Here is a 23,432-nt window from a genome sequence, read left to right as displayed (position 1 = left end):
TGTATGGATCATCTGTGCGGCCAATTGTCAAATCCAGTCCCGCTGAGCGGGACCCGAATGACAGCCGTGTAGTCCGCTGAATTACGTTGTCCCGATGTTCAGAGCGAGGCTCGGTGTCCGGACCCGGATACTGGCGATCGCGCTCCTGCCGAGCCTGAGTCTGCTCGTGATCGGCGTGGGTGCGGCGGGATATCTGGTCGACCAGGGCAACACCGCGAAAGACTGGGCGGCACAGATGCAAGCCGCGATCCCGTCGACCAGGGAATTGATGGAGGCGACGCAGCAAGAACGCCACCTCACCCTGGCCCACCTGGCGGGCGACGACTCGAACGGTCCGGCCCTCACCGCGGCGCGGGTGCGACTGGACGGCGCGCTGCGCAAGCTGCTGGAGGCCTCCGCGGGAATCCGAGAGGTCGACGACTCCAAGATCGGTGACGATCTGGCCGGTTTCAACACCCTCGGCCAGCATCTGGCGGGCGTTCGCGCCCAGACGGATTCGCGCCAGCTGCCCGCCGCCGAGGCGTACGCCTTCTACAACCGGCTGCTCGACGTCGTCGCGGTCGGCTCGCAGGTGGCCCAGCAGTCCGCACCGGACGCCGAGATCGGTGTCGAGATCACCGAGGGCATGCGTGTGCTGTACGCCGCGGAGGCCATGTCGCGCAGTCACGCGCTGGCCGTCGCCATGGTCACCGCCGACGGAGCCGTGGTGATGCCGGTGGAGGAGTACCTGCGCCAAATCGGCTTCTACCACACCGAAATCGCCCTGCTCGCCAGCGAGATCGACACCGAGCAGCGCACGGCGGGCGCCGCGCTCACCGGCTCCCCCGCCTGGCAGCAGCTGACCGCGATGGAGAACGCGGTCGCGCGCCGCTTCCTCGCGCCCGCGCAGGAAGACAGTTCCTCGACCGGCAGCGCCAACGGCGGCACCGGCTCCGAGCCCGTGCCGCTGCCGCTCGCGCCGCAGGAATGGCACAACGCCGCCACCGAGGTGAACCGCGGTCTGCTCGATCTCTGGATCACCCAGAACAAGCACACTCAGCGTCTCGCCGAGGAGAAGTCGGCCGACTCCGCGCTCACCTCGCTGTTCGGCGGTGGTGGCGTGCTGCTGGTGAGCGGCGCGGCCATCGTGATCGCGGTGTTCATGGCCAACCGGATCATCCGGCGGCTCAAGCGGTTGCGCGGGGAGACCCTCGCGCTGGCCGACGACCGGCTGCCCGACATGATGCGCAGGCTGCGCGCGGGGGAAGAAGTCGATCCCGCCGCGGAGACACCGCGCCTGGACTACGGCCGCGACGAGATCGGCGAAGTGGCACAGGCTTTCGAGCACGCGCACGCGGCCGCGGTGACCGCCGCCGTGGACGAGGCCCGCACCCGCGAAGGCGTGAAGGCGGTCTTCCTCAATATCGCCCACCGCAGCCAGATCGTGGTGCACCGGCAGCTGGAGATCCTGGACGAGGCCGAGGCGCGCCAGGAGGATCCGGCGCTGCTGGAGACCCTCTTCAAGCTCGACCACCTGGCGACTCGCGAACGCCGCAACGCGGAGAACCTCATCATCCTCGGTGGCGGTCAGCCGGGCAGGCAGTGGCGCTATCCGATTCCGCTGCTGGACCTGGTGCGCTCGGCGGTCGGCGAGACGCTCGACTATGCGCGCGTGCGGGTGTCCAAGCTGCCCGACGCGCGCGTCAACGGTTCCGTGGTCGCCGACCTCGTGCACTTGGTCGCCGAGCTGGTGGACAACGCGACCGCGTTCTCTCCGCCGCAGTCGCGGGTGGAGCTGTCCGGCAACGTGGTCGGCCGCGGCGTGGTCGTCGAGGTCAGCGACCAGGGCATGGGCATGCCGGAGGCGGAATTGCATCGGATGAACGAGATGCTGCGCAATCCACCGGACTTCGGCGTCGCCACGCTTTCGGCGGATTCCCGTCTCGGGCTGTTCGTGGTGGCGCAGCTGGGTGTCCGGCACGGCGTCACGGTGCGGCTCGCGGAATCCGATTACGGCGGCATTCGTGCCATCGTGCTCATCCCGACCGCACTGCTGGTCACCGAGAGCGCGCCGACCGCACCGGAAGCCCCGGCGCAGGAGCAGAGCCGACGCCCGCGCCATCCGGTGCCGTTCATCGACGCGCCCGGCACCGAAACGCCCGGCGGCACGGCCGAGTCGGGGGCCGCGGTACTCACCATGGACCCGCCCGCGCCCACGCCGAAACCCGAACAGACAGCGCCGAGTTCGCCCGCCGCACCCGCGACCACCGCCGACGGCAGGCCTGTGCTGCCCAAGCGCAACCGACAGGCCAATCTCGCACCCCAACTGGCGCAGCCATCGACCACCGAACCCGGCACCGAACGCGAGCGTTCCGCCGAACAGGCCCGGGATCTGATGTCCGCCATCGAGAATGGAACCCGGCAGGGGCGCCGAGCGCAGCCCACCGACGAACAGGAAGGCGTGCAGTGACCGCTCCCAAACCCGGTGATCTCAACTGGCTGCTGGACGATCTGGTGGATCGGCTGGCCGGTGTGCGGCACGCGGTGGTGCTGTCCACCGACGGACTGCTGCTCGGCCGCTCCACCGCCATGAGCCGCGACGACGCCGAACATTTCGCCGCCATGTCCTCCACCCTGTACGGACTGGCGCGCAGCGCGGGCAGCCGATTCGACGGCGGCGGCGTGCGCCAGGCGGTCATCGAACTCGACCGAGCCGTGCTGTTCGTGACCTCCGCAGGAGACAACGCCTGCCTTGCGCTCCAGGCCTCCGAGTCCGCGAATCTCGGCATGGTGGCCTACGAAATGAACGTCACGGTCCAGCGCGTCGGCACCTATCTCTCCACACCCGCGCGATTGCCATGACGCGCCGGGGCGAGCCGTGGTTCGACGACGCGGCCGGACCGCTGATCCGGCCGTACGCGCTGACCCGTGGGCGAACCATGGGCGCAGGTCACGATTTGGACATCGTCACGGTGGTGGTCACTGCCTCGCCCGCACCCACTTTGCGCAGGCCGGAGCCCGAATACGCGGAAATCGTACGCCTGTGCCGTGATCCGCAATCGGTGGCCGAGGTCGCCGCGAACTTGAAACTTCCCCTTGCGGTGACCAAGATTCTCGTCGGCGACCTGATCGGCGAGGGACATTTGATCTTCCGGGCTCCGGTGCAAACGGAGGCTGGCCCCGGCGATCTCAACATATTGCGAGCGGTACTGGATGGCATCAGAAAACTTTGACCCCGCCCGGCTCGATCCCGACGGGCCACAGCACTTGGCCGCGTCGGTCAAGATCCTCATCGCGGGCGGCTTCGGCGTCGGCAAGACCACGATGGTGTCGTCGATCAGCGAGATCGCGCCGCTACGCACCGAGGAACTCATCACCGAAGTCAGCACCGGCGTCGACGATCTGTCCGGGGTGGAGTCCAAACAGACCACCACGGTGGCGCTGGATTTCGGGCGCATCACCATCGATCGTGATCTGGTGCTGTACCTGTTCGGCACGCCCGGCCAGGATCGGTTCTGGTTCCTGTGGGACGAGCTGTCCCGTGGCGCGCTAGGCGCGGTCGTGCTGGCCGATACTCGCCGCCTCGGCAATTCCTTTGCCGCCGTGGACTTCTTCGAGCGCCGCGGGCTACCGTTCATGGTCGGGGTGAACTGCTTCGACGGAGCGCCGCGGTACACCATCGACGAGGTGCGCGACGCTTTGGATCTGGACCAGGAAACCCCGGTCATGCTGTGCGACGCCCGCAACCGCGAATCGGCCAAGAATGTGCTGCTGACGCTGGTACAGCATCTCATCGAGCTAGCAGGACGCGAGCACGTCACCACCTGAGCCGAGCGGGCTACCCCGACCGCGAGCCGAGGTAGTGGCCGAGCACGCCGTCGACGGTCAGATCTTCGAGGCAGCCGACCAGGCGGCGTTCGGTGTGCTCGCCGAGCGCCGGGGCCACCGTCACCGCCCACGCATCACCGTCGGCCACCGGACCCGCGACGATGCGCACGTGGTTGACGTGGCTCGCGCACTTGTCCCACAACCGAAGTGCGGGCTCGGACGCTACGGTGTCCTTGGCCCGCGCGTCGAAGCGCAGCACCTGGGTGCTCGCCACCGCGCCCCGATCGGTTTCGAACTTCATGCTGTCCGCCATGGCGAGCACCACCGTCACGACGCAGGCCGCGCCCGCGCCGAGCACCAGGATCCGGCGCATCGGATCACCGCCGCGGCCGGACCAGCGGGCCGTGCAGCAGGTGCAGGCGGTCCGCGCGCGGGGTGAGGAAGCCGTTGGGCGGCAGAGCGAGTCGATCCAGCCGGTTCACGATGTGGCGTTCGGTGGCCGGGCCCGCGGTGAGCTTGGCCAGCCGCTCCACCAGCCAGGCCACCCCGGTGAGCAGCACGCCGCCCGCCAGCAGCACGGGAACGAACACGCCGAGCCGGTCGGGTCTGCCGAGCCACGCGAAGGTGACCCGCGGCGCGGGCGTGGCCGCGTGCACGATCCGTGCCGTGCGCGCCCGCTCCCCCGCGGCGCCGAGTTCGCGCTGCACATCCCGCAGGCGTCTGGTCAGCAGCATGGCGACCAGCGCGATCTCGGCCGCGATGAACAGCGCCGCGGTCAGGATGGCGCGGTTCCACTCCCACCGGTACAGGTAGACGAAGACGTAAGCGCCCGTGGCGATCAGCGTGCCGACGGCCAGCAGCACGCCGACTCCGCGCACGCCGCGATCCTGGGTCATCGGTGTCCCTCCGTTTCGGTCGATTGCCGCACTTCACCGCTGCGCCCGTCCACGTGGACCACCGCGCCGTCCGGCAGCCGCCGGGTGGCGTCGGGATAGCCGACCACCACCGGGACGCCGTGCTCACGGGCCAGGATCGCCAGATGACTGAGCGGGCTCCCGGTTTCGGCGATCAGGCCGGACAGCCTCGGCACCACCACGGCCAGCCGAGGGTCGAGATGCCGCACGACCAGGACCGATCCGGCGGGCGGGTTGTCACCGATGTGGACCATGCCGACGCCGACGCCCCCGCCCGCACCGACACCGCGATCGGCACGGCCACGCCCGCGCGATACCGCGATCGGGAAACCGTCGGTGGCGAGCCGGAATTCGGTGGGCAGCGATATCTCCGCCGGCGGCGTGCGGCCCGGCAGATCGTCGGGCAGCCGCCGGTAACGCACGGCGGTGCGCAGTTCGTCGAGCGTCAGCAGCGTGAGAGTGTCGGGGGCGTCCAGTAATCGGGCCGCCGTGAGCCTGCCGCCGAGTTCCCATGCCGCCCTGGCGCCGAGCTCCTGCACCCAGCGGGCGCGCAGCCGCAAGGCTTCCCTGGCCAGCGCCAGCTCGCCCGCGCCGTCGCCGACGGGCGTCTGGTCACCCTCGATCGCCGGCACGCGCGGCGCCGGACCGACCCGGGGCGGGATCAGCGCGAGCACCACGGGCAATTCCTCGATCACCCGATCGTCGGGCAGACCGGTGGCGCGCGCGGTGGCCAGCGCCGACAGCGCCATCGCGGCCGCGGTGGGCGCGGATTCGCCCTTCCCGCCGAGCATTCCGGCCAACGCCTCGTAGCCGTGGACGGCGGTCAGTGCCGTGCGTGCGTTGTCCAGCACCGCGAGCAAGGCGGGGTCGGTGAGCTCGCCGAGCGGCGGCACCTCGGCCAGATCGGTGTCGACGCGCTCGCAGATCTGCTGCGCCAGTTCGGGCAACGCCGCGGCGAGCCTGCCCACCCGCAGGGCCGCGCCGAGCCGCCGCGCGCCCGGGCGTGGATCGAGCAGCCGCAGAAGGGTGCGTCGCGGCCGCACCACGCCGAGCAGTTCGAGATCGGCCACCGCGATCCCGCGCACCGCGGTGGCGACCGGTGACTCGTGCAGCGCGCGCGGCGGCGCGGCACCGGTCAGTTCGATCGCGACACGGAGCCCGTCGGCCAAGGGCGAGAGCCACAGATCCTGTTCGAGCGGACGCAGCGGGTCGGGGAAGGTCTCGGCCAGCGGCCCCGGGCCGAGGACCGGGCCCCGCGCCGGTCCGTGCAGGGCGGTGACCGGGCGGGTCTGCAGCAGAATCACCCGGCCGCGCGCATCGATGGCCCATTCGATGTCCAGCGCGCCGCCGAACACCCGCTCCGTGCGCAGCGCCAGCCGAACGACCTTGCGCCGCAGGCCGGTCGGCAGCGGATCGGCGTCGGGCGTCGCGATCGAGGCCACGCGCCCACGCCGGGTCAGGGTCGCGGTCCACCCGGCCTCCGCCCCGCCGACGACCGCGCTCGGCCCGCCGCGCGACGCCGTGATCATCATCCGGTCGGTCCGCCCGGTGACCGGGTCGGCGGTGAAGACGACGCCGCCCCAGCCCGCCGCCAGGAAGGGCTGGACGAGCACCGCCATCGCGGCCTCGCCAGCCTCGCCGAGTTCGGCGGGCGGCCCCGAGGCGAGCACCTCGTCCACGGCGTCGCGGAAACCCTGCCAATCGCGGACATCCAGCACAGAGGTGAACAGGCCTGCCATCGACTGCTGCGCGCCGTCCTCGGCGACCGAGGAGGACCGCACCACAAGGGCTTTCGCGCCGGCGCCGGACAGTCCGCGCCATTCGGCCTCGGGTGGGTCACCGCGGTGCGACCACGCGGTGGTGAGAACGAAGCCCTCGAGCACGGGCAAGCCGTGGGCGGCGGCCCTGGCGAGGGCCGCGGCCTTGGCGCCGGTCAGCTCCGCATCGCGCGCTCGCGGATCGCGCAGGGCGACGATGCCCGGCCGGTTCGTGGAGGTTGTCGTGATGGTCATCGAACCGCCTTCGACGAAGAACAACGCTAAGAGGAGATATCTTCTCCGCTTAGGTGTAATCCAGTGTTTCCCCGGAGTCCCGCGCCTGTCAAGGAATGGACGTTCGTCTTGCGAGTCGCACAGTTCACTGCCTGGTGGCCTGGCGGTCCCCTACTGTTCACGGTACGATCCGTCGCCCGCATCGAGTGCCGTGCGCCCGCAACGTTATTCACCGGAAACGCGGTCGCGGCCACCCTGGAACGAGCGCCCCGCCAGGTCGGGTCTATCCGCCGACCGAGTCGCTCAGAGCTGACTGAGCCACGACAAGAAAAGAAACACCCCGGCGATGGCGAGGACGAGCGCCGCCGGGACCGGCCACACCGGCCCGCTGCGTTCGAACAGCTTGCGAATCAGCCGCAGCTGCACTGCGCCGAGCCCGGCGAGCACCACCAGCCAGACCGGAAGCATCCCCACGCCGAGTGCGGCGTGCACCGCCCACGCGCCCGCCAATGTCGGCCCACCCCAGGAGTTCTCGTAGTCGTTCGCCGCGACCAGCGGATATGCGACGCCGCGGACGAAGCCGAGAACCGCGAGGAAGACCAGAAACCAGGCCAGCAGGCCGACGCACGCACTCAGGACCGAATGGGCCACGACCCGAACGGGCGTGATCCCGCGCCGGCTGATCGGTTCACGCAGCCGCCTGCGCGGCACACGCATTCGTGCGGCCACCGGCGCGGCGGCCAGCGGTAGCGCGGCCAGCGCGTAGCCGGCCCAGCGGGCGAGTGGGCAAACCGACTTCATACTGGGACCGTATCGCGGGGCGCATGCCACCGCGCGACCGACGTCGGCTCGGTTGCGGGCCAGTGCCACTCGCGGCGCACTGGGCCGCGGATCGTCAGCGCCGGCGCACGGCTTCGTGCGCGTCGCGGAGCAGGCCGGGCGCCAGGCTCCGATGCACGGCCGACAGCCGAGTCCAGATGCGCTCGGCAATCCGCCGGTCGTAGTCGATGATGGTGGCCAGCGACAGGCGCTCGCCGTCGATGTGGATCACCAGATTGCCGGTGAGCATCCAGGAGGGTGCGGCCAGCGTGATCCAGTTGTCTCCTCGGTCCGCGATCCGCCAACCGGCCACGCGCTCGGGCGACCGCCGCGAGTCCAGCCGCAGTCCGAGCAGTACCCGCCAGATGAACTGCCCCTGCCGACCAGCGACGTCTTCGAACGCCGCGCGCGCCCACTGCTCCGGCGTCCAGTTCGCGGCGTCACTCGCGACGAGCGTGAAGACATCGATGTAATCGGGGTCGGCGAGGGTGCTGAGCGCGCGGATCGCGTCGGGAATCTCGTGCTGCTGGTAGACCTGCTCGGCGTCGGCCGCGGTCGACTCATGATGGACGACCTGGTCGGCCCGCGATAGTTCCTGCACTGTGCGGCCTCCTCCACTCCCATCGGCCCGCACTATACGGTGCCGTATACGAGCAGGTTAGACCTGATATACGGCGGCGTATAGATAGCGGGAATGTGAGAGAGGGCACGCGTCAGCGCAGCAGTCCCGCCGCGGCGAGATCATCGAAGAGCAACTGGTCGACCGGCGGCACCAGCGGCCGGTCGGCGTAGCCGAACCAGGCCATTTCCTCGATCTCGCTACTGATGGTGAGCGTGCCGCGATAGTCGGCGGTATAGCAGCTCATGCGCACCGTCACGTCGCTGACCGGTCCGTGCACCGCGGCCTCGTAGGTGCCGACATGGCGGACGGTCTCAGGCACCAGCTCGACGGTGAGCTCTTCCTCGATCTCGCGCAGCAGCGTTTGCAGATCCGTCTCCGCGCCTTCCCTTTTGCCGCCGGGGATGTAGAAGATGTCCTTGCCGCAGGGGCGCGCACACAGGATGCGACCATCCTCGATGCGCACCCACGCGACCGTATCGATGACCGTCTCCACCTGCGCGTCCGTCACGCGCGCAGCCTATCGCTTCGGCACGCTGCGGGCCGCGTCCGCCGCCAGCGCGGCCGGGATCAGCGTCTTGTCGCGGGCGCCGGGGCCGTACACCGGTCGTAGTTCACGCCCCTGGACGTGCTCGCCACACTCCGAGCACACCGGTTCGATCGTCGTCCGGTGGCCGCAGGTGGTGTGCACCGATTCCAGCGGCGGGCCGTCCGGGGCGGCCCACTCGTCGCCCCACTGCCGCATCGCGGTGACGACCAACCACAGCGATCGCCCCTTCGTCGTGAGCCGATAGTCGTGTCGCGGCGGATTCTCCTGGTACGGAACCTTTTCCAGGATGCCGTTGGCCACCAGATGCTCCAAGCGCTGGGTCAGCACATTGCGGGCGATGCCGAGCCGGGCGCGAAAGTCGTCGAAGCGGGTCACGCCGAACAGTGCGTCGCGCACGATCAGCAGCGTCCACCACTCCCCGACCACCTCCAGGCATTGGGCCAGCGAGCAGTTCATGTCCTCGAAGCTCGTCCTGCGCATGCATGTCAGCCTAGTCGGTTGCTTGAAAGAACTCACTGCCCTATGGTGCGTTTCATGAAGCAACTCACTAACCGGTCGGTGGCCGACGAGTTCGCGCTCGACGCAACCGGCCCCGACACCTGGCAGGCTCGGGTGGACCGAACGTGGCGCGGCTGGACCGGTCCGCACGGCGGCGCACTCGCCGCGCTGCTCGTCGAGGTGGCACGGCGCGCGACAGGCGACGAACTGCCGGTGCGCGCCGTGGATATGCGCTTCCTCGGCCGTCCCGTCGATGGCGCGTTCACCTTCTCGGCCACACCGCAGCCGATCGGGCGCAGCACCGCGGTCGTCGACGTGGTCGCGCGACAGGAATCGGGCCCGGTCGCGGCCGCGTCGATCACGCTCGGCCGGACCGCACCGAGCTCGGTGCCGGACCGCACCGATCGTCCCGCCCCTGAGGTGGCCGCGGCCGATTCCTGTGCCGCATTCCGCCTGCCGCCCGAAATCGTCCCCGTCGGAGCACATTTCGATATTCGCCCGGCCGCGGGTCCGTTGCCGTTGACCGCGGCCGCCGAAGCGTGGATGTGCGCGTGGATCGCACTCGACCCGCCGATGGCCACCGACGCGGCCGCGCTCGCGATCCTGGCCGACGCGCTGCCGCCCGGCATCTTTCCCACCCTCTCCGCTCCGATCGCCGTCCCGACCGTCGCGTTCTCGATGCACGTGCACACCGACTTCACCGCACCCGCTTCGCAACCGGTACTGGTGCGGGCCGCCAACACCGGCACCGGCGGCGGATGGTCGGTGGACGACATCGATATCTGGGACGAGCCGGGGCGGCTGCTCGTCTCGGCCCGCCAGACCCGCCGAGTGCTCGGCTGAACGGGAGACACTGGTGAATACTGTTGCCCCCGTGACGGATCGGCCCGCGGCGGATTCGCGGCTCGTGCTCGCGATCGTGTCGGTCGGCGTCTTGCTGTCCAGCCTGGACCTGTTCATCGTCAACGTGGCGCTGCCGGACATGGCACGGGATTTCGGCAATGCCGATCTCGCGGGCCTTTCCTGGGTACTGAACGCCTACGCCATCGTGTTCGCGGCACTCTTGGTGCCCGCGGGCCGCCTCGGCGACCGCGGAAGCAATCGGACCACCTTCCTGCTCGGGCTTGCGGTGTTCGTGCTCGGCTCGGCACTGTGCGCGGCGGCGTGGAATGTGGCCGCGCTGGTGGCGTTCCGGGTGCTTCAGGCGGTCGGCGGGGCCATGCTCACACCGTCCTCGCTCGGCCTCGTCCTGGCCGCGACGCCGCCCGAACGGCGGGCCACGGCGGTGCGGCTGTGGGTGGCATTCGGCGGTCTCGGCGCTGCACTCGGTCCGGTCCTCGGCGGTCTGCTCGTCGAGATCGATTGGCGCTGGGTATTTCTCGTGAACGTGCCGATCGGCCTGGCCGCCCTCGTCATCGGTCTGCGCAGGCTGCCCGACCCGCGCGGCGACGGCGGGGCGCTGCCGGATCTGTTCGGCGCGGTTGCGCTGGTCGGTGCGATCGCCTCGCTCGTTCTCGGCCTGGTGAAGGGCGAGGACTGGGGATGGTCGGCGCCGGCGACACTCGGCGCTTTCGGGGCCGCGGTGGTCTTCGGCATCGCGTTCGCGATCTCCTCGGCGCGCCACCACAGTCCGGTCATCGACCCCGGCTTGCTGCGTGCCCCGAATTTCGCTCTGATGGCGGCGAATTCGGTGCTTTTCCAGGTGGCCTTCGCGGGCATGCTGCTCTCGGTGGTGCTGTGGGCGCAGACCGTCTGGGAGTGGTCGGCCCTGCGTACCGGGCTCGCCATCGCGCCGGGACCGCTGGTCGTGCCGATCGTGGCCGTCTTGGCGGGCAAGCTGATCGGGCGCGTCGGCCCGGGACCCGTGATCGCCGCGGGCGGAGTCGCGTTCGCCGCGGGCATGGTGTGGTGGGCGCGGGCTATCGAACTCACGCCGGACTACCCCGCGGGTCTGCTTCCCGGCATGGTCGCCAGCGGCTTGGGCGTCGGCCTGACGCTGCCGACCGCGTTCGCCGCGGGCACCAGCGGTATACCGCCCCAACGATTCGCCACGGGGTCGGCGGTGCTGAGCATGGCGCGGCAGATCGGTTTGGCCGTCGGCGTCGCGGTGCTGGTCGTGGTGCTCGGCTCCCCCTCCGATCCGCTCGCCACCTTGGACGCCTTCCGTAGCGGGTGGTATGTCGTTGCGATCGTCGCGCTCGCCGCGGGCATCGTCGGGCTCGGCGCGCGGATGCCGCGCCCCGCCGCGCAGGCCACGCCGGAAACGTCCGAGCCGTCACCGGCACGAACGTAGCGACGGTCGCTGCCCGGCATCGCTCGACAATGCCGGGCAGCGACCGGTTTTCAGCGGCTCAACCGCTGGAAACGATGCACCGCGAGGGGCAGGAAGATCGCTGTCAGCACCAGCGGCCACACCACCGCCATCAACACGGCGTGCTGCTCGATCCACGAGTCCCCGCTGCCCACCGGAGTTCCGAACAGCTCACGGGTGGCGGCCACGGTCGAGGAAATGGGGTTCCACGCCGCGATATGCCCCAACCAGTTCGGCATGAGCTGCGGGGCGACGAAGATGCTGGAGATCATCGTCAGCGGGAACGCGACGGCGAACAGCCCGCCCGCCGCCTCCGGGTTCGGCACCAGCAGCCCCAGCCAGACACCGACCCAGATCAGCGCGAACCGCAACCACAGCAGCAGCACGAAAGATGCTGCCGCGCCGAGGATCCCGCCGTCCGGCCGCCAGCCGATCGCATACGCGGTGATCATCAGGATGGTCAGCTCGGCGCACGCCACGATCAGATCGGTCACGCCGCGCCCGGACACCACCGCCGAGGGCGCCATCGGCATGGAACGGAATCGGTCGATGACGCCCTTGGTGGCGTCGTAGACGACGAGCGTCGCGGTGTTGACGAAGCCGAACGCCATTGTCATCGCGAACATGCCCGGCATCAGGAAGTCCCGGTAGTCGCCACCACCGGGCACCGTCATGGCGCTGCCGAACACGTAGCCGTACAGCAGCACCGACAGGATCGGGAAGCCGAGCTGCCATGCGATGTTCACCGGCTGCCGCTGGTAGTGAGTCAGCCCGCGCCGCACCACATTCCAGCAGTCGGCGACCGCCCAGTACGCCCGGGACCGGGTCTGCACGAGATCGGTGTTACTCATCAGGCGGCCTCCTCGGCGATCGTCCGGTGTCCGGTCAGCTGCAGGAACACGTCGTCGAGGCTCGGGCGGCGCAACCCGATGTCCTCCACCGCGATGCCCTCGTCCTGGAGGGTGCGGGCCACCTCGGTGAGCGCGGCGACGCGGTCGGTCACCGGCCCGTACACGCGCCGCTCGGCGTCGTCGGAGTCCGGCTCGCCCGTGCAGACCCGGGCGACCACCTTGGCCACCAGCGGCAGATCGGCCGTCTCCGCGGCGACCACCTCGATCAGGTCGCCGCCCACCGTGTTCTTCAGGCCGTCCGGGGTGTCGTCGGCGATCGCACGCCCCTGATCGATGACGGTGATGCGGGCGGCGAGCCGATCCGCCTCCTCGAGGTACTGCGTGGTGAGCAGCACGGTGGTGCCGTCGGCGACCAACGCGCGCACCGATTCCCACACCTCGCCGCGGCTGCGCGGATCCAGTCCCGTGGTCGGCTCGTCCAGGAACAGCACGTCCGGGGCGAGGATCATCGAGGCGGCCAGATCCAGGCGCCGCCGCATGCCGCCGCTGTACTTTCCGACGCCGCGGTCGGCGGCCTCGACCAGATCGAAGCGTTCCAGCAGCTCGTTCGCCCGCTGCTTGGCCCGGCGTCCGCCCAAATGGAACAGCCTGCCGAACATTTCGAGGTTCTGCCGCCCGGTGAGCACCTCGTCGACGGCCGCATACTGGCCCGTCAGCCCGATGCGCGCCCTGACCTCCCTGGCCTGCCGCGCCACGTCGAGTCCGGCCACCGTCGCGTGCCCGCTGTCGAGCCGGATGAGAGTCGACAGGATGCGCACGGCCGTCGTCTTGCCCGCCCCGTTCGGGCCGAGCAGCCCGTGCACCGTGCCGCGTCGCACGGTGAGGTCGAAGCCGTCGAGCGCGTTCTTGTCCCCGTATCTCTTGCGCAAGCCCTCGGCCCGCACCGCGTAGTCGTTCACTGCATCCTCCCTGTCGGACCCTAACTGGGTACGTTGTACCCGATTTAGAGTACAACGTACCCAGTTTTCCGCCAAGCTATTAATCTGAATCCATGACGACGACGGAGACCAGCGGCAGCGGCGACCTCGCGCGCACACTCGATCTGCTCTGGGACACCGGTCACCGCCCCAGCCGCGGGCCCAAACCCACGCTGACACTGGACCGGATCGTCGAAGCCGCGGTGCGAGTGGCCGACGCCGAAGGCTTGGCGGCCGTCACCATGCGGCGGGTCGCGACCGAATTGGGCACCGGCACGATGTCGCTGTACCGGTACCTGCCCGGCAAGGCCGAACTGCTCGACCTCATGCTCGATCGCGTGCAGCAACCCCCCGAGGGCGAGCCCCCGTCCGAAGGCTGGCGCGCGACGCTGCGCGAGTTCGCGTACGAATCGCTCGAGATGTATCGGCGCCATCCCTGGCTGCTCCAGGTCAACCAGACTCGACCCGTCCTGGGCCCGGGCGCGCTGGCGGGCATGGAACATCTACTCACAGGGATCAAGCCGATGGGCCTCGCGGATCCCGAGATGATCTCGGTTCTCGTCATGATCTCCGGCTACGTCTCCGGCGTCGCCCGCACCCAACTGTCCGAGCAGGAAGCCGAACGCACCACAGGCATGACCGATGCCGAGTTCTGGGAAGTCCAGTCACCGGTACTCGGGAAGGCCCTGTCCACCGGCCGCTACCCGATCATGGCGTCACTCTCCGAAGCGGCTTTCGACCCATCCTTCGACCACTTCGACTTCGGACTGCAACGAATTCTGGACGGGCTGGAGGTCTTCGTCGCGAAGCTCGGGTAGTCGACGCCGGACCTCGACGCCGACTGTCGAAAACTCGCAACACCGCCGGGGAGCGTGGTCGAAACCTGCGGAATCCGCACTGCCTCCGCGTCGCAGTTCTCAGCAATCAGCGGCCGTAACCCATAGGGCGCGTACAACTTTCAGGATCCTGTCGACAGTCGTACTTGGTGTATCCAGGACCGCCCGGCTCGGTATTGGACTGGTAGTACATGCCGAACCGCTCACGCTTCGTGATGCCGACGGCGAGAAGCGGTGGCTGGTTCCGATCCGGCACGGTGATCGCGCTTCTCCTGCCTCGGTCATCGACGTAGTCGATCCGGAAGCGGAACCGGCACAAGCAGTCGGCAGGCTCGACTCGGAGCCCAAGGATCATCCCCTTCCCTGGCTCGACCTCGAGGGAATAGGTGGCGAAGAACGGCTTGCGTGTGCACCCTTCGGCAAAGGCCAGCGCTTGCGGGTTTTCGTCACGCAGGTCGAACGTCATCACGCGAACCCTGTCGCCTCCTCCGTACGGTGCCGGCACGTAGAGGGTTCCGGTCGGGACCGGCAGCCGCTCGACCTCGAGGCCAACGTCGACGATCCTCAAAACATCATCCGTCGGGTTGAAGAAGTCGAGGTCGATATAGCGAGGTCCAACCTGGATCGCGCCCGCGTCCTCGAACGTCTTTAGGTCGAAGTCGGACTCGGGGACGTCGTAAACGCCTTCGTGGACCCTGAATGTTGTCCAACTGATTTCGGAGAAAGTGCGTCCATCTTTGCGAGGCCCTCCCTTGTCACCTGCGCGAGCGACTTCACCCCGGAGCTCAGCGCCAAGTGCGGAGACAATGGGGCGCGAATAGTCGCGCAGGACCAAAGGCTCGTCGAACCACACCGATGTAGAGGGCTCGGGGCATGTCGCGAAATCCTCGTGCCAGGCGCGCAGGGGATTCGGAGTGGCGGTGATCTGCGGCCGGTCCGCACGCATACGGTCGGCAATATCGTCCCAAAGGCCAAGCGCTCCGCCGACCAGCGCCACTACTCCAGACAGAGCCGCCACTATCGCGGTGACCCGAACCGAGCCCTTCTTCCCATCGAGGACCGAACGCCGCTTGCTGGCGTTCTCGGCATTGTGGGCGGACTTCGACATGTGCCTGTCCTCCTGGCGCAAGCATCCACGGCCCTCACCGACGGCAGTGCGCTTCGGCAGCCGATCGCGACCGTGTGAAACACGATGGCCGTGGGGTCGGGGAAGGTCATCGGCCTCGGTTTCAGAGTGGGCTACCTGGGCGGCACTGTCATGAGTAGTGGACCACTCGGTTGCGATGCGTGGTCTGGATGCATACCCAGAAGCGTCCCCGCCGGACACCCTGAATATCGATCACCGAACTTTCATTCGCCGACGCCGACGATTGGTCAGACCGGCCCGAGGAGGCGCGGGGCGATTTCGTTGGGGGTGGAGACACATTCCTGAGGGAGCGCTCCTGCGCGAAAATGGCCGGTCTCTAGGCCGTGCGGACGCTCACCGAATCCAGTCCGGCGGCGCGGGCGACGCGGGCCGCGGCGGCGTCGAGTTTCTTCGGGAGCGCGGCGCCGTCGAACATGCTCACGACTACTTCGGCGCCCTCGAGTTCCCAGGTACCCGCGATCCGCCCGTCCACCACGACGATCGGGGCGATCCAGCCTGCGGTTCGGCTGACCGACGCGCGGTGCACTTTCGGCAGCAGTTCGGTGTCGCCGGTGCCCGGTCCGAGCACGTACTGGTCGAACGGGCCGAGCAGGTGTACCGAGGCGGTCGGCTCGGTGGCGGCGAGTTCGTCGGCGTGTTCGGTGAGCACGTAACCGGTGCGGCCCTCGACCTCGACCGGCGTGAGCGCGTCGCCCAGCTCCGCGAACCAGCCGCGTACGGTGTTCTTGCGCAGGCTGTTTCGGCTGAGCCAAGCGTCGAAGGTTTCCGGTGTCGCGGGACCGTACGCACCGAGGTAGGCGGTGATGGCGGCGGGCGCGGCGGCATCGGGTTCGGGTAGCGCCCGCCAGTCCGGGATCAGTCGCGCCGGGCTGGTGAAGGTCACCTTGTTGCCGCGCGCCGGTCCGTGGCAGATGGCGCCCTGCCAGGCGAGCGGCTTGAGCAGCGCGCCCCAGCCCGAGCGCAGTTCCTCGCCCAGTTTGTGGAATGCCTTGTCGGAGAGCAGCGCCTCCACCAATTCCTCGCGGGTGAGTTCGGCGGCGGCGAGGATTCCGCCCACCGCCTGGGTGAGTGCGGCGACCTCCGCGGGTGTGGCGCCGAAAGTGCGCTGCCACGAAGGCTTTTCCCAGGTTCGGGCGGAAGCGATGAGCGGGAGCACGGCGGCGGCGCCCGCGGGGGTCATGGCGTGCAGGGTGCCGCGCATGGCCCAGGTCTTGATCAATGTGCCGTTCGAGAGTTCGCGCACGACCGCCCCGTCCTCGGGCGCGGTACTGCGCAGCGCGACCGCGGTTTCCGCCGCGGAGGTGACCTGGGCTTGCACACCGCAGAGGCGGCCGACGAGCTCCGGCACGCTCGACGCGGCGGGTCGCGTGACGAATTGGCGGGCGAGCCGCCAGGCGAAGACCTGATCCCAGGTGACGCGCACCGAATCCTCCTGTGTCAGCCGATGATCGTGCTCCGGCACGCTACCCGGGCGGTCCGACAACCGGGGCGGGTCAGTTGATCATGGTGCTGCAGAACAGAATGCCGACGGCGATCTCGAACAGGCCGATCACGGTGGCCGCGATCACGCCGAGCAACGCGGTCCGGTTGGTGGCGCGGTGCATTCCCGTCACCGGGTCGACCAGCCGTTCGGCGCGGGCCAGAACCGCGGTGCCCGCCGCGCCGAGCGCGCCGACGGGCACCCGGGCGCCCGCGCCGACGAGGGCGAGCAGCCCGCCGAGCAGTGGTTCGCGGCCGTGGACCCGGGCCGCGCGGTCGTCGGCGCACATCTCCAGCAGCCTGCCGATCTCCACGCTGCCCGCGGTGAGCAGCCGCAGACCGGGCAGCGTGGTCGCCACCGCGCGCAAGACGGCGGTGAGCGCGGCGTGCCTGCCGCGCAGATGAGCGTGTTCGTGCGCGAGGACGGCGGCCAGCTGTTCGCGGGTCAGCGCGTCCAGCGCGGCGCTGGTGACGACGATGGTGTCGGGCCGCCCCGCGACGCAATAGGCTTGCGGCTCCGGTGAATCCAGCACCACCGCGCCGACGTCGGGCAGCTCCCGCCCGACCATCCGCACGGCTCGCCCGTGCGCCATGGTGCGCCTGCGCAGACGCAGTGCGACCCGCGCGGCCTGCAGCGACATCGCCGCGACGCCGGAGGCGAGCAGCGCCGCCAGCGAATAGGTGACGAGCTGAGCCCCCCAGCCCCCGTGGATGTGCACGGGGAAGGACAGCACCGAATAGCACGCGCGCAGTGCCTCGCTCGGGTGCCGCCAATAGGTGGCGAACTCGACGACCAACAGGCCCGCCGCGAGCACCCAGGCGCCCAGCGCCCCGGCGATGGCGACCAGCCAGGCCAGCACCCCCAGCCGCGGCGCGACGCCGCGGCGGGTGAGCCGGTGCAGCACCGGCGGTCCGAAGACCGCGACGGTGCTGCCGTAGGCCATCAGGCACAGCGCGACGTTCACGGGGCCTCGGGCGTTCGTCGCGTGGTCAGCCTGCGCAACGCTGCTCGCAGCCCAGCGGATTCCTCGGCGCTGATCCGATCCACGAAGTGACTGAGCACCAGATCCGAGCGCCCTCCGGAGCCGAGGGCCTCCAGCATCAGCCGGGCGCTGTGCTCCTCGCGGGTGAGCGTCGGCCAGTACCGGTAGGCCTTGCCCGCCCGTTCCCGCGCCAGCCACCCTTTGCGGTGCAAGTTGTCCATGGTGGACATCACCGTGGTGTACGCGATGCCACGCTCGGCGGAGAGTTCCTCGAAAATCTCCCGTACCGTCGTGGATTCCGCGTCTCTGTCCCAGATGCGGTCCATGATCACCGCCTCCAGGTCTCCGAATCCGCGCACCGTACCGACTCCCTCATCGTCGTCCGATCTACTGTCGGCTCAGGGTACCGAGCATCGGCCCTGACTACGTAGGCGAACCGTAGATCTCTGCCAGGTTGGCGAGGATCACGATTCCTTCGCGGGATCGGGGTGGGTATCGCCGATCAGGGCGGCGGCGGTCAGAGTGAGGTGCCGCGTCAGCGCCTCGGCCGCGGCGTCGGCGTCGCGGGCCAGCGCCGCTTCCTCCAGCCTGCGGTGTTCCTCGGTGCCATCTCGGTCGGGGTTGCGGTGTGTCGACCATCGGCGAGCCAGCTCGCTCGCGGTCCACATCCGGTCGAAGGTCTCCAGCAGGACGGGATTGCCGCAGCCCTCCAGCAGGGTGCGGTGGAAGACCCGGTGGGCTTCCGACCATGCGTCGCTGTAGTACTCGCCCTCCTCCGGCACGAACGCCGGAGTGCGGGCCAAGCGGTGGTGGGCGGCCCGTACCCGGGCCTCCCATTCGACGTCGCCGCGCTCGATCGACATGCGCAGCAGGATCGGTTCGATGGTCCGGCGGGCCTCTGCGACCTCCTGCCAGCGGCGGTCGGAGAACGCCGGGACGGCGAAGCCACGGTTGGGCAACCGGTCGGCGAGGCCCTCGCCGACCACCCGCACGAGGGCTTCGCGCACGACGGCCAGGCTCACTCCCTGATCCTTGGCGAGGTCCTGCGGTTTGAGGGCGTCACCGGGGGCGTAGTCCCCGCGCATGATCGCGTCCCGCAGGTGGGCATAGATCTGCTCGGTGAGCATCTGTTTCCCCGAGGTCGAGGTCTGGGCCGTCCGGGTCATGCAGCCAGCATAGACGATTCGGCAGATAATCGATTATCTTTGCTATGGTCGATCTTGCGGTGCCGGCGTCGGCCGAATCACCGCCACCCACAGCACGGCCCGAAAGGAACGACGCGATGAGCGCCAACAACCCCTTCGCTCGCCTCCCCGAGGCGGCCTCCTTCACCGTCACCAGCGCTACCGTCACCGACGGCGCCGCCTGGTCGCCGGAGCAGTTCTCCTCCGAAATCCCCGGCGGGAAGGACATTTCCCCGCAGCTGTCCTGGAGTGGGGCCCCGGAAGGCACCAAGAGCTACGCCGTCACCGTCTACGACCCCGATGCCCCCACCGGGTCCGGGTTCTGGCACTGGGCGGTCGCCGACATTCCCGCCACCGTCACCGAGCTGGCCGAGGGCGCCGGGGACGACACCGGCTCGGGCCTGCCCGAGGGCGCCTTCCAGCTGCCCAACGACGCCCGCGTGGCCCGGTTCCTCGGCGCCGCCCCTCCCGCCGGGCACGGACCGCACCGCTACTTCGTCGTGGTGCACGCCCTCGACGTCACGTCCCTCGGCGTCCCGGCCGACGCCACCCCGGCCGTTCTCGGCTTCACTATGGCTTCACACATCCTCGGTCGCGCGGTCCTGACCGCCACGGCGGCAACGCCGCCCGTGCGTGAAGCCACCGAACGGATCGAGGTTTCCCGGCTCATCCCCGCCCCCGCCGAAGCCATCTTCGCTGTCCTGACCGACCCGAAGGGCCACGTGGACATCGACGCGTCGGGAATGCTCATCGACGCCGAAGGGGAACGGGTCAGGCAGCGCGGCGACCGGTTCCTGGTTCACATGGACCGGGAAGCCCTCGGGGACGTCCCCCTCGGCAAGTACGACGTCGAGGTCGTCATCACCGAGTTCACCCCGGACGAGGAGATCGCCTGGACCATCGAAGCCCGAATCCGCCCTCACGTCCGCCATGTCTACGGCTACCGGCTGGCGCGGACCGAGGGCGGCACCCTCGTCACGTCGTATTACGACTGGTCGGAGGTCGACGAAGAATGGAAGGGGCGCTTCACCTTCCCGGTGGTCCCCGAGTCCGCCCTCAAGGCCACGCTCGGGATCCTCGAGCGCACCGTCCGCCGGAGAGCCGCCTGACCATGCGCTGCCAAGACCTAGCTGCAACCGGGCAACCCTGCCGGAAGGTCTGATGCACTGGACGGCCAGTATGCGAACATATGTTCGTGTCCGGTCTCCGCGTCTCCCCCGATGCCGCGCCGTCTCGCGGCCGCGGACGGCCGCGGATCGAGGCGCGGGCCGAGGCATCGATCCTGCACGCGGACCTGGATTCCTTCTACGCCTCCGTCGAACAGCGCGATGATCCCCGGCTGCGCGGCAAGCCGGTGATCGTGGGCGGCGGGGTCGTCCTCGCGGCGTCCTACGAAGCCAAGGCGTTCGGGGTGCGCACACCGATGAACGGCGCGCAGGCGCGGCGGCTGTGCCCGCACGCGATCGTGGTGCCGCCGCGCATGAGCGCCTATTCCGAGGCGAGCAAGGCGGTGTTCGAGGTCTTCCGCGACACCACGCCCGTGGTCGAAGGCATCTCGATCGACGAGGCGTTCCTCGACGTCGGCGGGTTGCGGCGCATCGCGGGCCAGCCGCTGGACATCGCCCAGCGGCTGCGCGCGCGGGTGCGCGACGAGGTGGGCCTGCCCATTTCGGTCGGGATCGCGCGGACCAAGTTCCTCGCCAAGGTCGCCAGCGCGGTGGCCAAGCCCGACGGCCTGCGCCTGGTGCCGCCCGAGGCCGAACTCGACTTCCTGCATCCGCTTCCGGTCGAAAGACTCTGGGGCGTAGGCGATGTCACCGCCCGCACGCTGCACGAGCACGGCATCACCCGGATCGGCCAGCTGGCCGACCTCGGCGAGGGCGCGCTGCGCGGATTCCTCGGCCCGGCCGCCGCCCGGCACCTGTTCGCGCTCTCGATCGCCAGGGACCCGCGTCGCGTCGAGACCGGCCGCCGCCGTCGCTCCATCGGCGCGCAGCGCGCCCTCGGCCGCCGTGCCCGCCCCGCCGACGAGATCGAGGCCTATCTGCACGGCCTCACCGACCGCCTCGGCCGCAGGCTGCGCGCCGCCGACCGGGTCTGCCGAACGGTGGTGCTGCGCATGCGTTTCGACGACTTCACCCGCGCCACCCGGTCCCGCACGCTGGCCGAGGCCACCGACCACACCGACACCCTGCTGCGCGCCGCGCGCCTGCTGCTCGCCGACGCCATGCCCATGATCCAGCAGCGCGGCCTCACCCTCATCGGCCTGGCCCTCACCAACCTCGACGACGCGGACGCGGTCCAGCTCACCCTTCCGCTGGAACCCCGCGCCACCAACACCCTCGACGCCACCCTCGACGACCTGCGCCGCCGCTTCGGCTCGGCGGCCGTCACCCGCGCGGCGCTGATCAATCGCGGCGAGGGCCTGTCGGTTCCGCTGCTGCCCGACTGACTCACCGGCTTCGCTTGGGCCGCTTGTCCATCAGCCGCAGGATCAGCGGCGTGAAGATGAGCTGCATCGCCAATTCCATCTTCCCGCCGGGCACCACGATGCAGTTCGGCCGCGACATGAAAGAGTCGTGCAGCATCGACAGCAGGTAGGGGAAGTCGATGACCTTCGGATCCGCGAAACGGATCACCACGAAGCTCTCGTCGGCGGTCGGAATCGTACGGGCGGTGAACGGATTCGAGGTGTCCACGGTGGGCACGCGTTGGAAGTTGACGTAGGTGCGGGAGAACTGCGGGCAGATGTAGGTCACGTAGTCCGGCATGCGGCGCAGAATGGTGTCGATCACGGCCTCGCTGGAGTATCCGCGATGCGTCTTGTCGCGGATGACCTTCTGGATCCACTCGAGATTGATGATCGGCACCACCCCGACGAGCAGGTCGGTGTACTGCGCGACATCCACCGTCGAGGTGACGGCCGCACCGTGCAGGCCCTCGTAGAACAGCAGATCGCTGCCGGGCGTGAGCTCCTCCCACGGTGTGAAAGTGCCAGGCGGCTGCCCGTACGGCTTGGCCTCGGCCTCGTCGTGCAGGTAGCGGCGTACCGTGCCGACGCCGGTCTCGCCGTAGTCGCGGAACAGCGTCTCGAGTTCCTTCAGCAGATTCGCTTCCTCGCCGAAATGCGAGAACTGCACGTTCTGGTTCTGTTCGGCCTCGGCCATGGCGAGCTTCATCTCGTTGCGGTCGAAGCGATGGAAGGAATCGCCCTCCACGATCGCCGCATTGATCCCCTCGCGGCGGAAGATCTCCTGAAAGGTTCGGGTGACGCTGGTCGTGCCCGCACCGGACGAACCGGTGATCGCGACCACGGGATGTTTGACCGACATGGCACCTCCTGATTTGCCGGACAACGGGTTTCGGCCCGCCGATCAGCGACCGGCCGGACGGAACAGCGACCGGTTGCCGAACAGGGAGCTGTCGAAGCTGGGTCCTTCGTCGGGCTCCCGGTGATAGCGCTCGATGCGCTCGACCTCGTTGCGGGAGCCGAAGATCAACGGCACCCGCTGGTGCACGTCGTGGGGCGCCACCTGAAGCACCCGTTCGTTCCCGGTGGTCGCCGCACCGCCTGCCTGCTCGACGATGAACGCGATCGGACTGGCTCCGTACAGCAGCGCCACCCGCCCCGGCCGCGCGGGCGGACGGGTGTCGTGCGGGTACAGGTACACCCCGCCGCGGGTGAGGATGTGGAACGTGTCGGCCACCAGCGAGGCCACCCAGCGCATGTTGAAATCCCGCCCGCGCGGGCCGTCCACGCCGTCCAGGCACTCGTGCACGTACCGGCGCACCGGTCGTTCCCAGAACCGCTCGTTCGCGGCGTTGATGGCGAAACCCGAAGTGTCCTCGGGAATCCGCATGCGCGGGTGGGTCAGCACGAACGCGCCGATCTCGCGGTCCAGCGTGAACCCGTCCACCCCGCGGCCAGTGGTCAGCACCAGCATGGTGGCCGGACCGTAGAGCGTGAAGCCCGCGCACACCTGCTCGGCGCCCGCCCGGAGGAAGTCCGCCGCCGTCGGCTCGCGGCCGGGCCGCCCCCACACCCGCTCCGGCGCCCGCAGCACGCTGAAAATCGTGCCGACGGGCAGGTTCACGTCGATATTGCTGGAACCGTCCAGCGGGTCGAACGCCAGCAGGTACTTCCCGCGCCGGTGTGTGTCGGGCACGGGATGGATCTCCGGCATCTGCTCGGACAGCAGCGCCGAGAGATGGCCCGTCCATTGGGTTTCCGCCACCATGATGTCGTTGGTGATGGCGTCCAGCTTGCGGTGCACGGTCGGCGGGAGGTTGTCCGGTTCGGAGGCGCCGAGCGAACCGACGATCGCGCCACGGGTGACCTGATTGGCGATGATCTTCGTCGCGGTCGCGACGACGTTCACCAGGGCGGAGAACTCACCGGACGAGCCGGGATGCCGGTGTTCCTCTTCGATCGTGTAGCGGGTGAGGGTCTTCAGTCCTTCTGGCAT

Annotated in this window: 25 protein-coding genes and 1 pseudogene; 10 read left to right on the top strand and 16 right to left on the bottom strand. The window is 69.4% G+C overall.

Going from position 1 to position 23,432, the window contains the following annotated elements; all coding sequences use genetic code 11:
- Positions 1 to 94 precede the first annotated feature (94 nt).
- The 4 genes from NL1_RS09705 to NL1_RS09690 are packed head-to-tail and all read left to right on the top strand — an operon-like array spanning position 95 to position 3,807.
- Entirely contained in the window at positions 95 to 2,449 is a 2,355-nt protein-coding gene (locus NL1_RS09705; RefSeq protein ID WP_067836710.1) for a sensor histidine kinase, read from the top strand.
- Entirely contained in the window at positions 2,446 to 2,841 is a 396-nt protein-coding gene (locus NL1_RS09700; RefSeq protein ID WP_067836708.1) for a roadblock/LC7 domain-containing protein, read from the top strand. Before NL1_RS09705 ends, NL1_RS09700 begins: the two co-directional genes overlap by 4 nt.
- Complete coding sequence (locus NL1_RS09695) at positions 2,838 to 3,212, top strand: DUF742 domain-containing protein (RefSeq protein WP_067836705.1); 375 nt, start codon at positions 2,838 to 2,840, stop codon at positions 3,210 to 3,212. The genes NL1_RS09700 and NL1_RS09695 overlap by 4 nt, the downstream gene beginning before the upstream one ends.
- Entirely contained in the window at positions 3,193 to 3,807 is a 615-nt protein-coding gene (locus tag NL1_RS09690) for a GTP-binding protein (protein ID WP_067836702.1), read from the top strand. Before NL1_RS09695 ends, NL1_RS09690 begins: the two co-directional genes overlap by 20 nt.
- 10 nt (positions 3,808 to 3,817) lie before the next feature.
- Here NL1_RS09690 and NL1_RS09685 read toward each other — a convergent pair whose 3' ends face one another.
- The 7 genes from NL1_RS09685 to NL1_RS09655 all read right to left on the bottom strand — a co-directional run bounded on the left by NL1_RS09685 (position 3,818) and on the right by NL1_RS09655 (position 9,180).
- Entirely contained in the window at positions 3,818 to 4,180 is a 363-nt protein-coding gene (locus NL1_RS09685; protein WP_067836700.1) for a hypothetical protein, read from the bottom strand.
- A 4-nt stretch (positions 4,181 to 4,184) separates the two neighbouring features.
- Positions 4,185 to 4,703: a hypothetical protein gene (locus NL1_RS09680; protein ID WP_067836697.1), complete on the bottom strand. Its 519-nt coding sequence runs from the start codon at positions 4,701 to 4,703 to the stop codon at positions 4,185 to 4,187.
- The gene (locus NL1_RS09675; RefSeq protein ID WP_156094768.1) at positions 4,700 to 6,733 is read right to left on the bottom strand and encodes a PEP/pyruvate-binding domain-containing protein; all 2,034 of its coding nucleotides are present in this window, start codon (positions 6,731 to 6,733) and stop codon (positions 4,700 to 4,702) included. The genes NL1_RS09680 and NL1_RS09675 overlap by 4 nt, the downstream gene beginning before the upstream one ends.
- Before the next feature lie 282 nt (positions 6,734 to 7,015).
- Positions 7,016 to 7,513, bottom strand: a complete 498-nt coding sequence (locus NL1_RS09670) for a hypothetical protein (protein WP_067836892.1) — start codon at positions 7,511 to 7,513, stop codon at positions 7,016 to 7,018.
- Between the two features lie 94 nt (positions 7,514 to 7,607).
- Complete coding sequence (locus tag NL1_RS09665) at positions 7,608 to 8,132, bottom strand: hypothetical protein (protein WP_218024381.1); 525 nt, start codon at positions 8,130 to 8,132, stop codon at positions 7,608 to 7,610.
- A 112-nt stretch (positions 8,133 to 8,244) separates the two neighbouring features.
- Entirely contained in the window at positions 8,245 to 8,661 is a 417-nt protein-coding gene (locus NL1_RS09660) for an NUDIX hydrolase (RefSeq protein WP_084510435.1), read from the bottom strand.
- A 9-nt stretch (positions 8,662 to 8,670) separates the two neighbouring features.
- On the bottom strand, positions 8,671 to 9,180 hold the full coding sequence (locus NL1_RS09655; RefSeq protein WP_067836691.1) for a winged helix-turn-helix transcriptional regulator: 510 nt from the start codon (positions 9,178 to 9,180) through the stop codon (positions 8,671 to 8,673).
- Positions 9,181 to 9,234: 54 nt separating this feature from the next.
- On the opposite strand from NL1_RS09655, the gene NL1_RS09650 reads away from it, so the two are divergent.
- Positions 9,235 to 10,041 (top strand): acyl-CoA thioesterase, encoded by an 807-nt coding sequence (locus tag NL1_RS09650; RefSeq protein ID WP_067836883.1) that lies wholly within the window; start codon positions 9,235 to 9,237, stop codon positions 10,039 to 10,041.
- A gap of 31 nt (positions 10,042 to 10,072) precedes the next feature.
- Entirely contained in the window at positions 10,073 to 11,491 is a 1,419-nt protein-coding gene (locus tag NL1_RS09645; protein WP_245673165.1) for an MFS transporter, read from the top strand.
- A 50-nt stretch (positions 11,492 to 11,541) separates the two neighbouring features.
- Here the strand turns inward: NL1_RS09645 and NL1_RS09640 are convergent, their stop codons facing one another.
- Both NL1_RS09640 and NL1_RS09635 read right to left on the bottom strand, forming a co-directional pair.
- Positions 11,542 to 12,360 carry an ABC transporter permease gene (locus NL1_RS09640; protein WP_067836684.1) on the bottom strand — a complete coding sequence of 273 codons (819 nt, stop codon included), beginning with the start codon at positions 12,358 to 12,360 and terminating at the stop codon, positions 11,542 to 11,544.
- Positions 12,360 to 13,319: an ATP-binding cassette domain-containing protein gene (locus NL1_RS09635; RefSeq protein ID WP_067836681.1), complete on the bottom strand. Its 960-nt coding sequence runs from the start codon at positions 13,317 to 13,319 to the stop codon at positions 12,360 to 12,362. Before NL1_RS09635 ends, NL1_RS09640 begins: the two co-directional genes overlap by 1 nt.
- A 92-nt stretch (positions 13,320 to 13,411) precedes the next feature.
- Between NL1_RS09635 and NL1_RS09630 the strand changes: the two genes are divergently transcribed.
- Complete coding sequence (locus tag NL1_RS09630; RefSeq protein WP_067836678.1) at positions 13,412 to 14,155, top strand: TetR/AcrR family transcriptional regulator; 744 nt, start codon at positions 13,412 to 13,414, stop codon at positions 14,153 to 14,155.
- A 106-nt stretch (positions 14,156 to 14,261) separates the two neighbouring features.
- Here NL1_RS09630 and NL1_RS09625 read toward each other — a convergent pair whose 3' ends face one another.
- The 5 genes from NL1_RS09625 to NL1_RS09605 form a co-directional block, all read right to left on the bottom strand.
- Positions 14,262 to 15,281 (bottom strand): hypothetical protein, encoded by a 1,020-nt coding sequence (locus NL1_RS09625; protein WP_156094766.1) that lies wholly within the window; start codon positions 15,279 to 15,281, stop codon positions 14,262 to 14,264.
- A 355-nt stretch (positions 15,282 to 15,636) separates the two neighbouring features.
- Positions 15,637 to 16,743, bottom strand: coding sequence for a winged helix DNA-binding domain-containing protein (locus NL1_RS09620; protein ID WP_067836880.1), 1,107 nt, complete (start codon positions 16,741 to 16,743; stop codon positions 15,637 to 15,639).
- A gap of 70 nt (positions 16,744 to 16,813) precedes the next feature.
- Positions 16,814 to 17,764 carry a M56 family metallopeptidase gene (locus NL1_RS09615; protein WP_067836673.1) on the bottom strand — a complete coding sequence of 317 codons (951 nt, stop codon included), beginning with the start codon at positions 17,762 to 17,764 and terminating at the stop codon, positions 16,814 to 16,816.
- A complete protein-coding gene (locus NL1_RS09610) occupies positions 17,761 to 18,141 on the bottom strand; it encodes a BlaI/MecI/CopY family transcriptional regulator (protein ID WP_084510433.1) in 381 nt (126 codons plus the stop codon). Before NL1_RS09610 ends, NL1_RS09615 begins: the two co-directional genes overlap by 4 nt.
- 105 nt (positions 18,142 to 18,246) lie before the next feature.
- Positions 18,247 to 18,948 carry a GntR family transcriptional regulator gene (locus NL1_RS09605; protein WP_067836670.1) on the bottom strand — a complete coding sequence of 234 codons (702 nt, stop codon included), beginning with the start codon at positions 18,946 to 18,948 and terminating at the stop codon, positions 18,247 to 18,249.
- Positions 18,949 to 19,064: 116 nt separating this feature from the next.
- On the opposite strand from NL1_RS09605, the pseudogene NL1_RS39335 reads away from it, so the two are divergent.
- From NL1_RS39335 to dinB, 3 genes and pseudogenes are all read left to right on the top strand, one after another.
- Positions 19,065 to 19,592, top strand: a pseudogene (locus tag NL1_RS39335) (YbhB/YbcL family Raf kinase inhibitor-like protein); the annotation flags it as partial.
- A 3-nt stretch (positions 19,593 to 19,595) separates the two neighbouring features.
- The gene (locus NL1_RS38970) at positions 19,596 to 20,075 is read left to right on the top strand and encodes an SRPBCC family protein (protein ID WP_245673168.1); all 480 of its coding nucleotides are present in this window, start codon (positions 19,596 to 19,598) and stop codon (positions 20,073 to 20,075) included.
- A gap of 80 nt (positions 20,076 to 20,155) precedes the next feature.
- Positions 20,156 to 21,418, top strand: a complete 1,263-nt coding sequence (dinB, locus tag NL1_RS09595) for a DNA polymerase IV (RefSeq protein ID WP_084510432.1) — start codon at positions 20,156 to 20,158, stop codon at positions 21,416 to 21,418.
- A 1-nt stretch (position 21,419) separates the two neighbouring features.
- On the opposite strand, the gene NL1_RS09590 is transcribed toward dinB, so the two are convergent.
- Together NL1_RS09590 and NL1_RS09585 are read right to left on the bottom strand one after the other, a co-directional pair.
- A complete protein-coding gene (locus tag NL1_RS09590) occupies positions 21,420 to 22,298 on the bottom strand; it encodes a phosphoribulokinase (protein ID WP_067836666.1) in 879 nt (292 codons plus the stop codon).
- A gap of 42 nt (positions 22,299 to 22,340) precedes the next feature.
- Positions 22,341 to 23,432: a class 1 fructose-bisphosphatase gene (locus NL1_RS09585; RefSeq protein ID WP_067836663.1), complete on the bottom strand. Its 1,092-nt coding sequence runs from the start codon at positions 23,430 to 23,432 to the stop codon at positions 22,341 to 22,343.

It is taken from the genome of Nocardia lijiangensis NBRC 108240, from assembly GCF_001613045.1.
GTDB lineage: Bacteria > Actinomycetota > Actinomycetes > Mycobacteriales > Mycobacteriaceae > Nocardia > Nocardia lijiangensis.
Note: the sequence above shows the minus strand (reverse complement) of the source record. Positions and strands in the feature narration are given on the sequence as shown.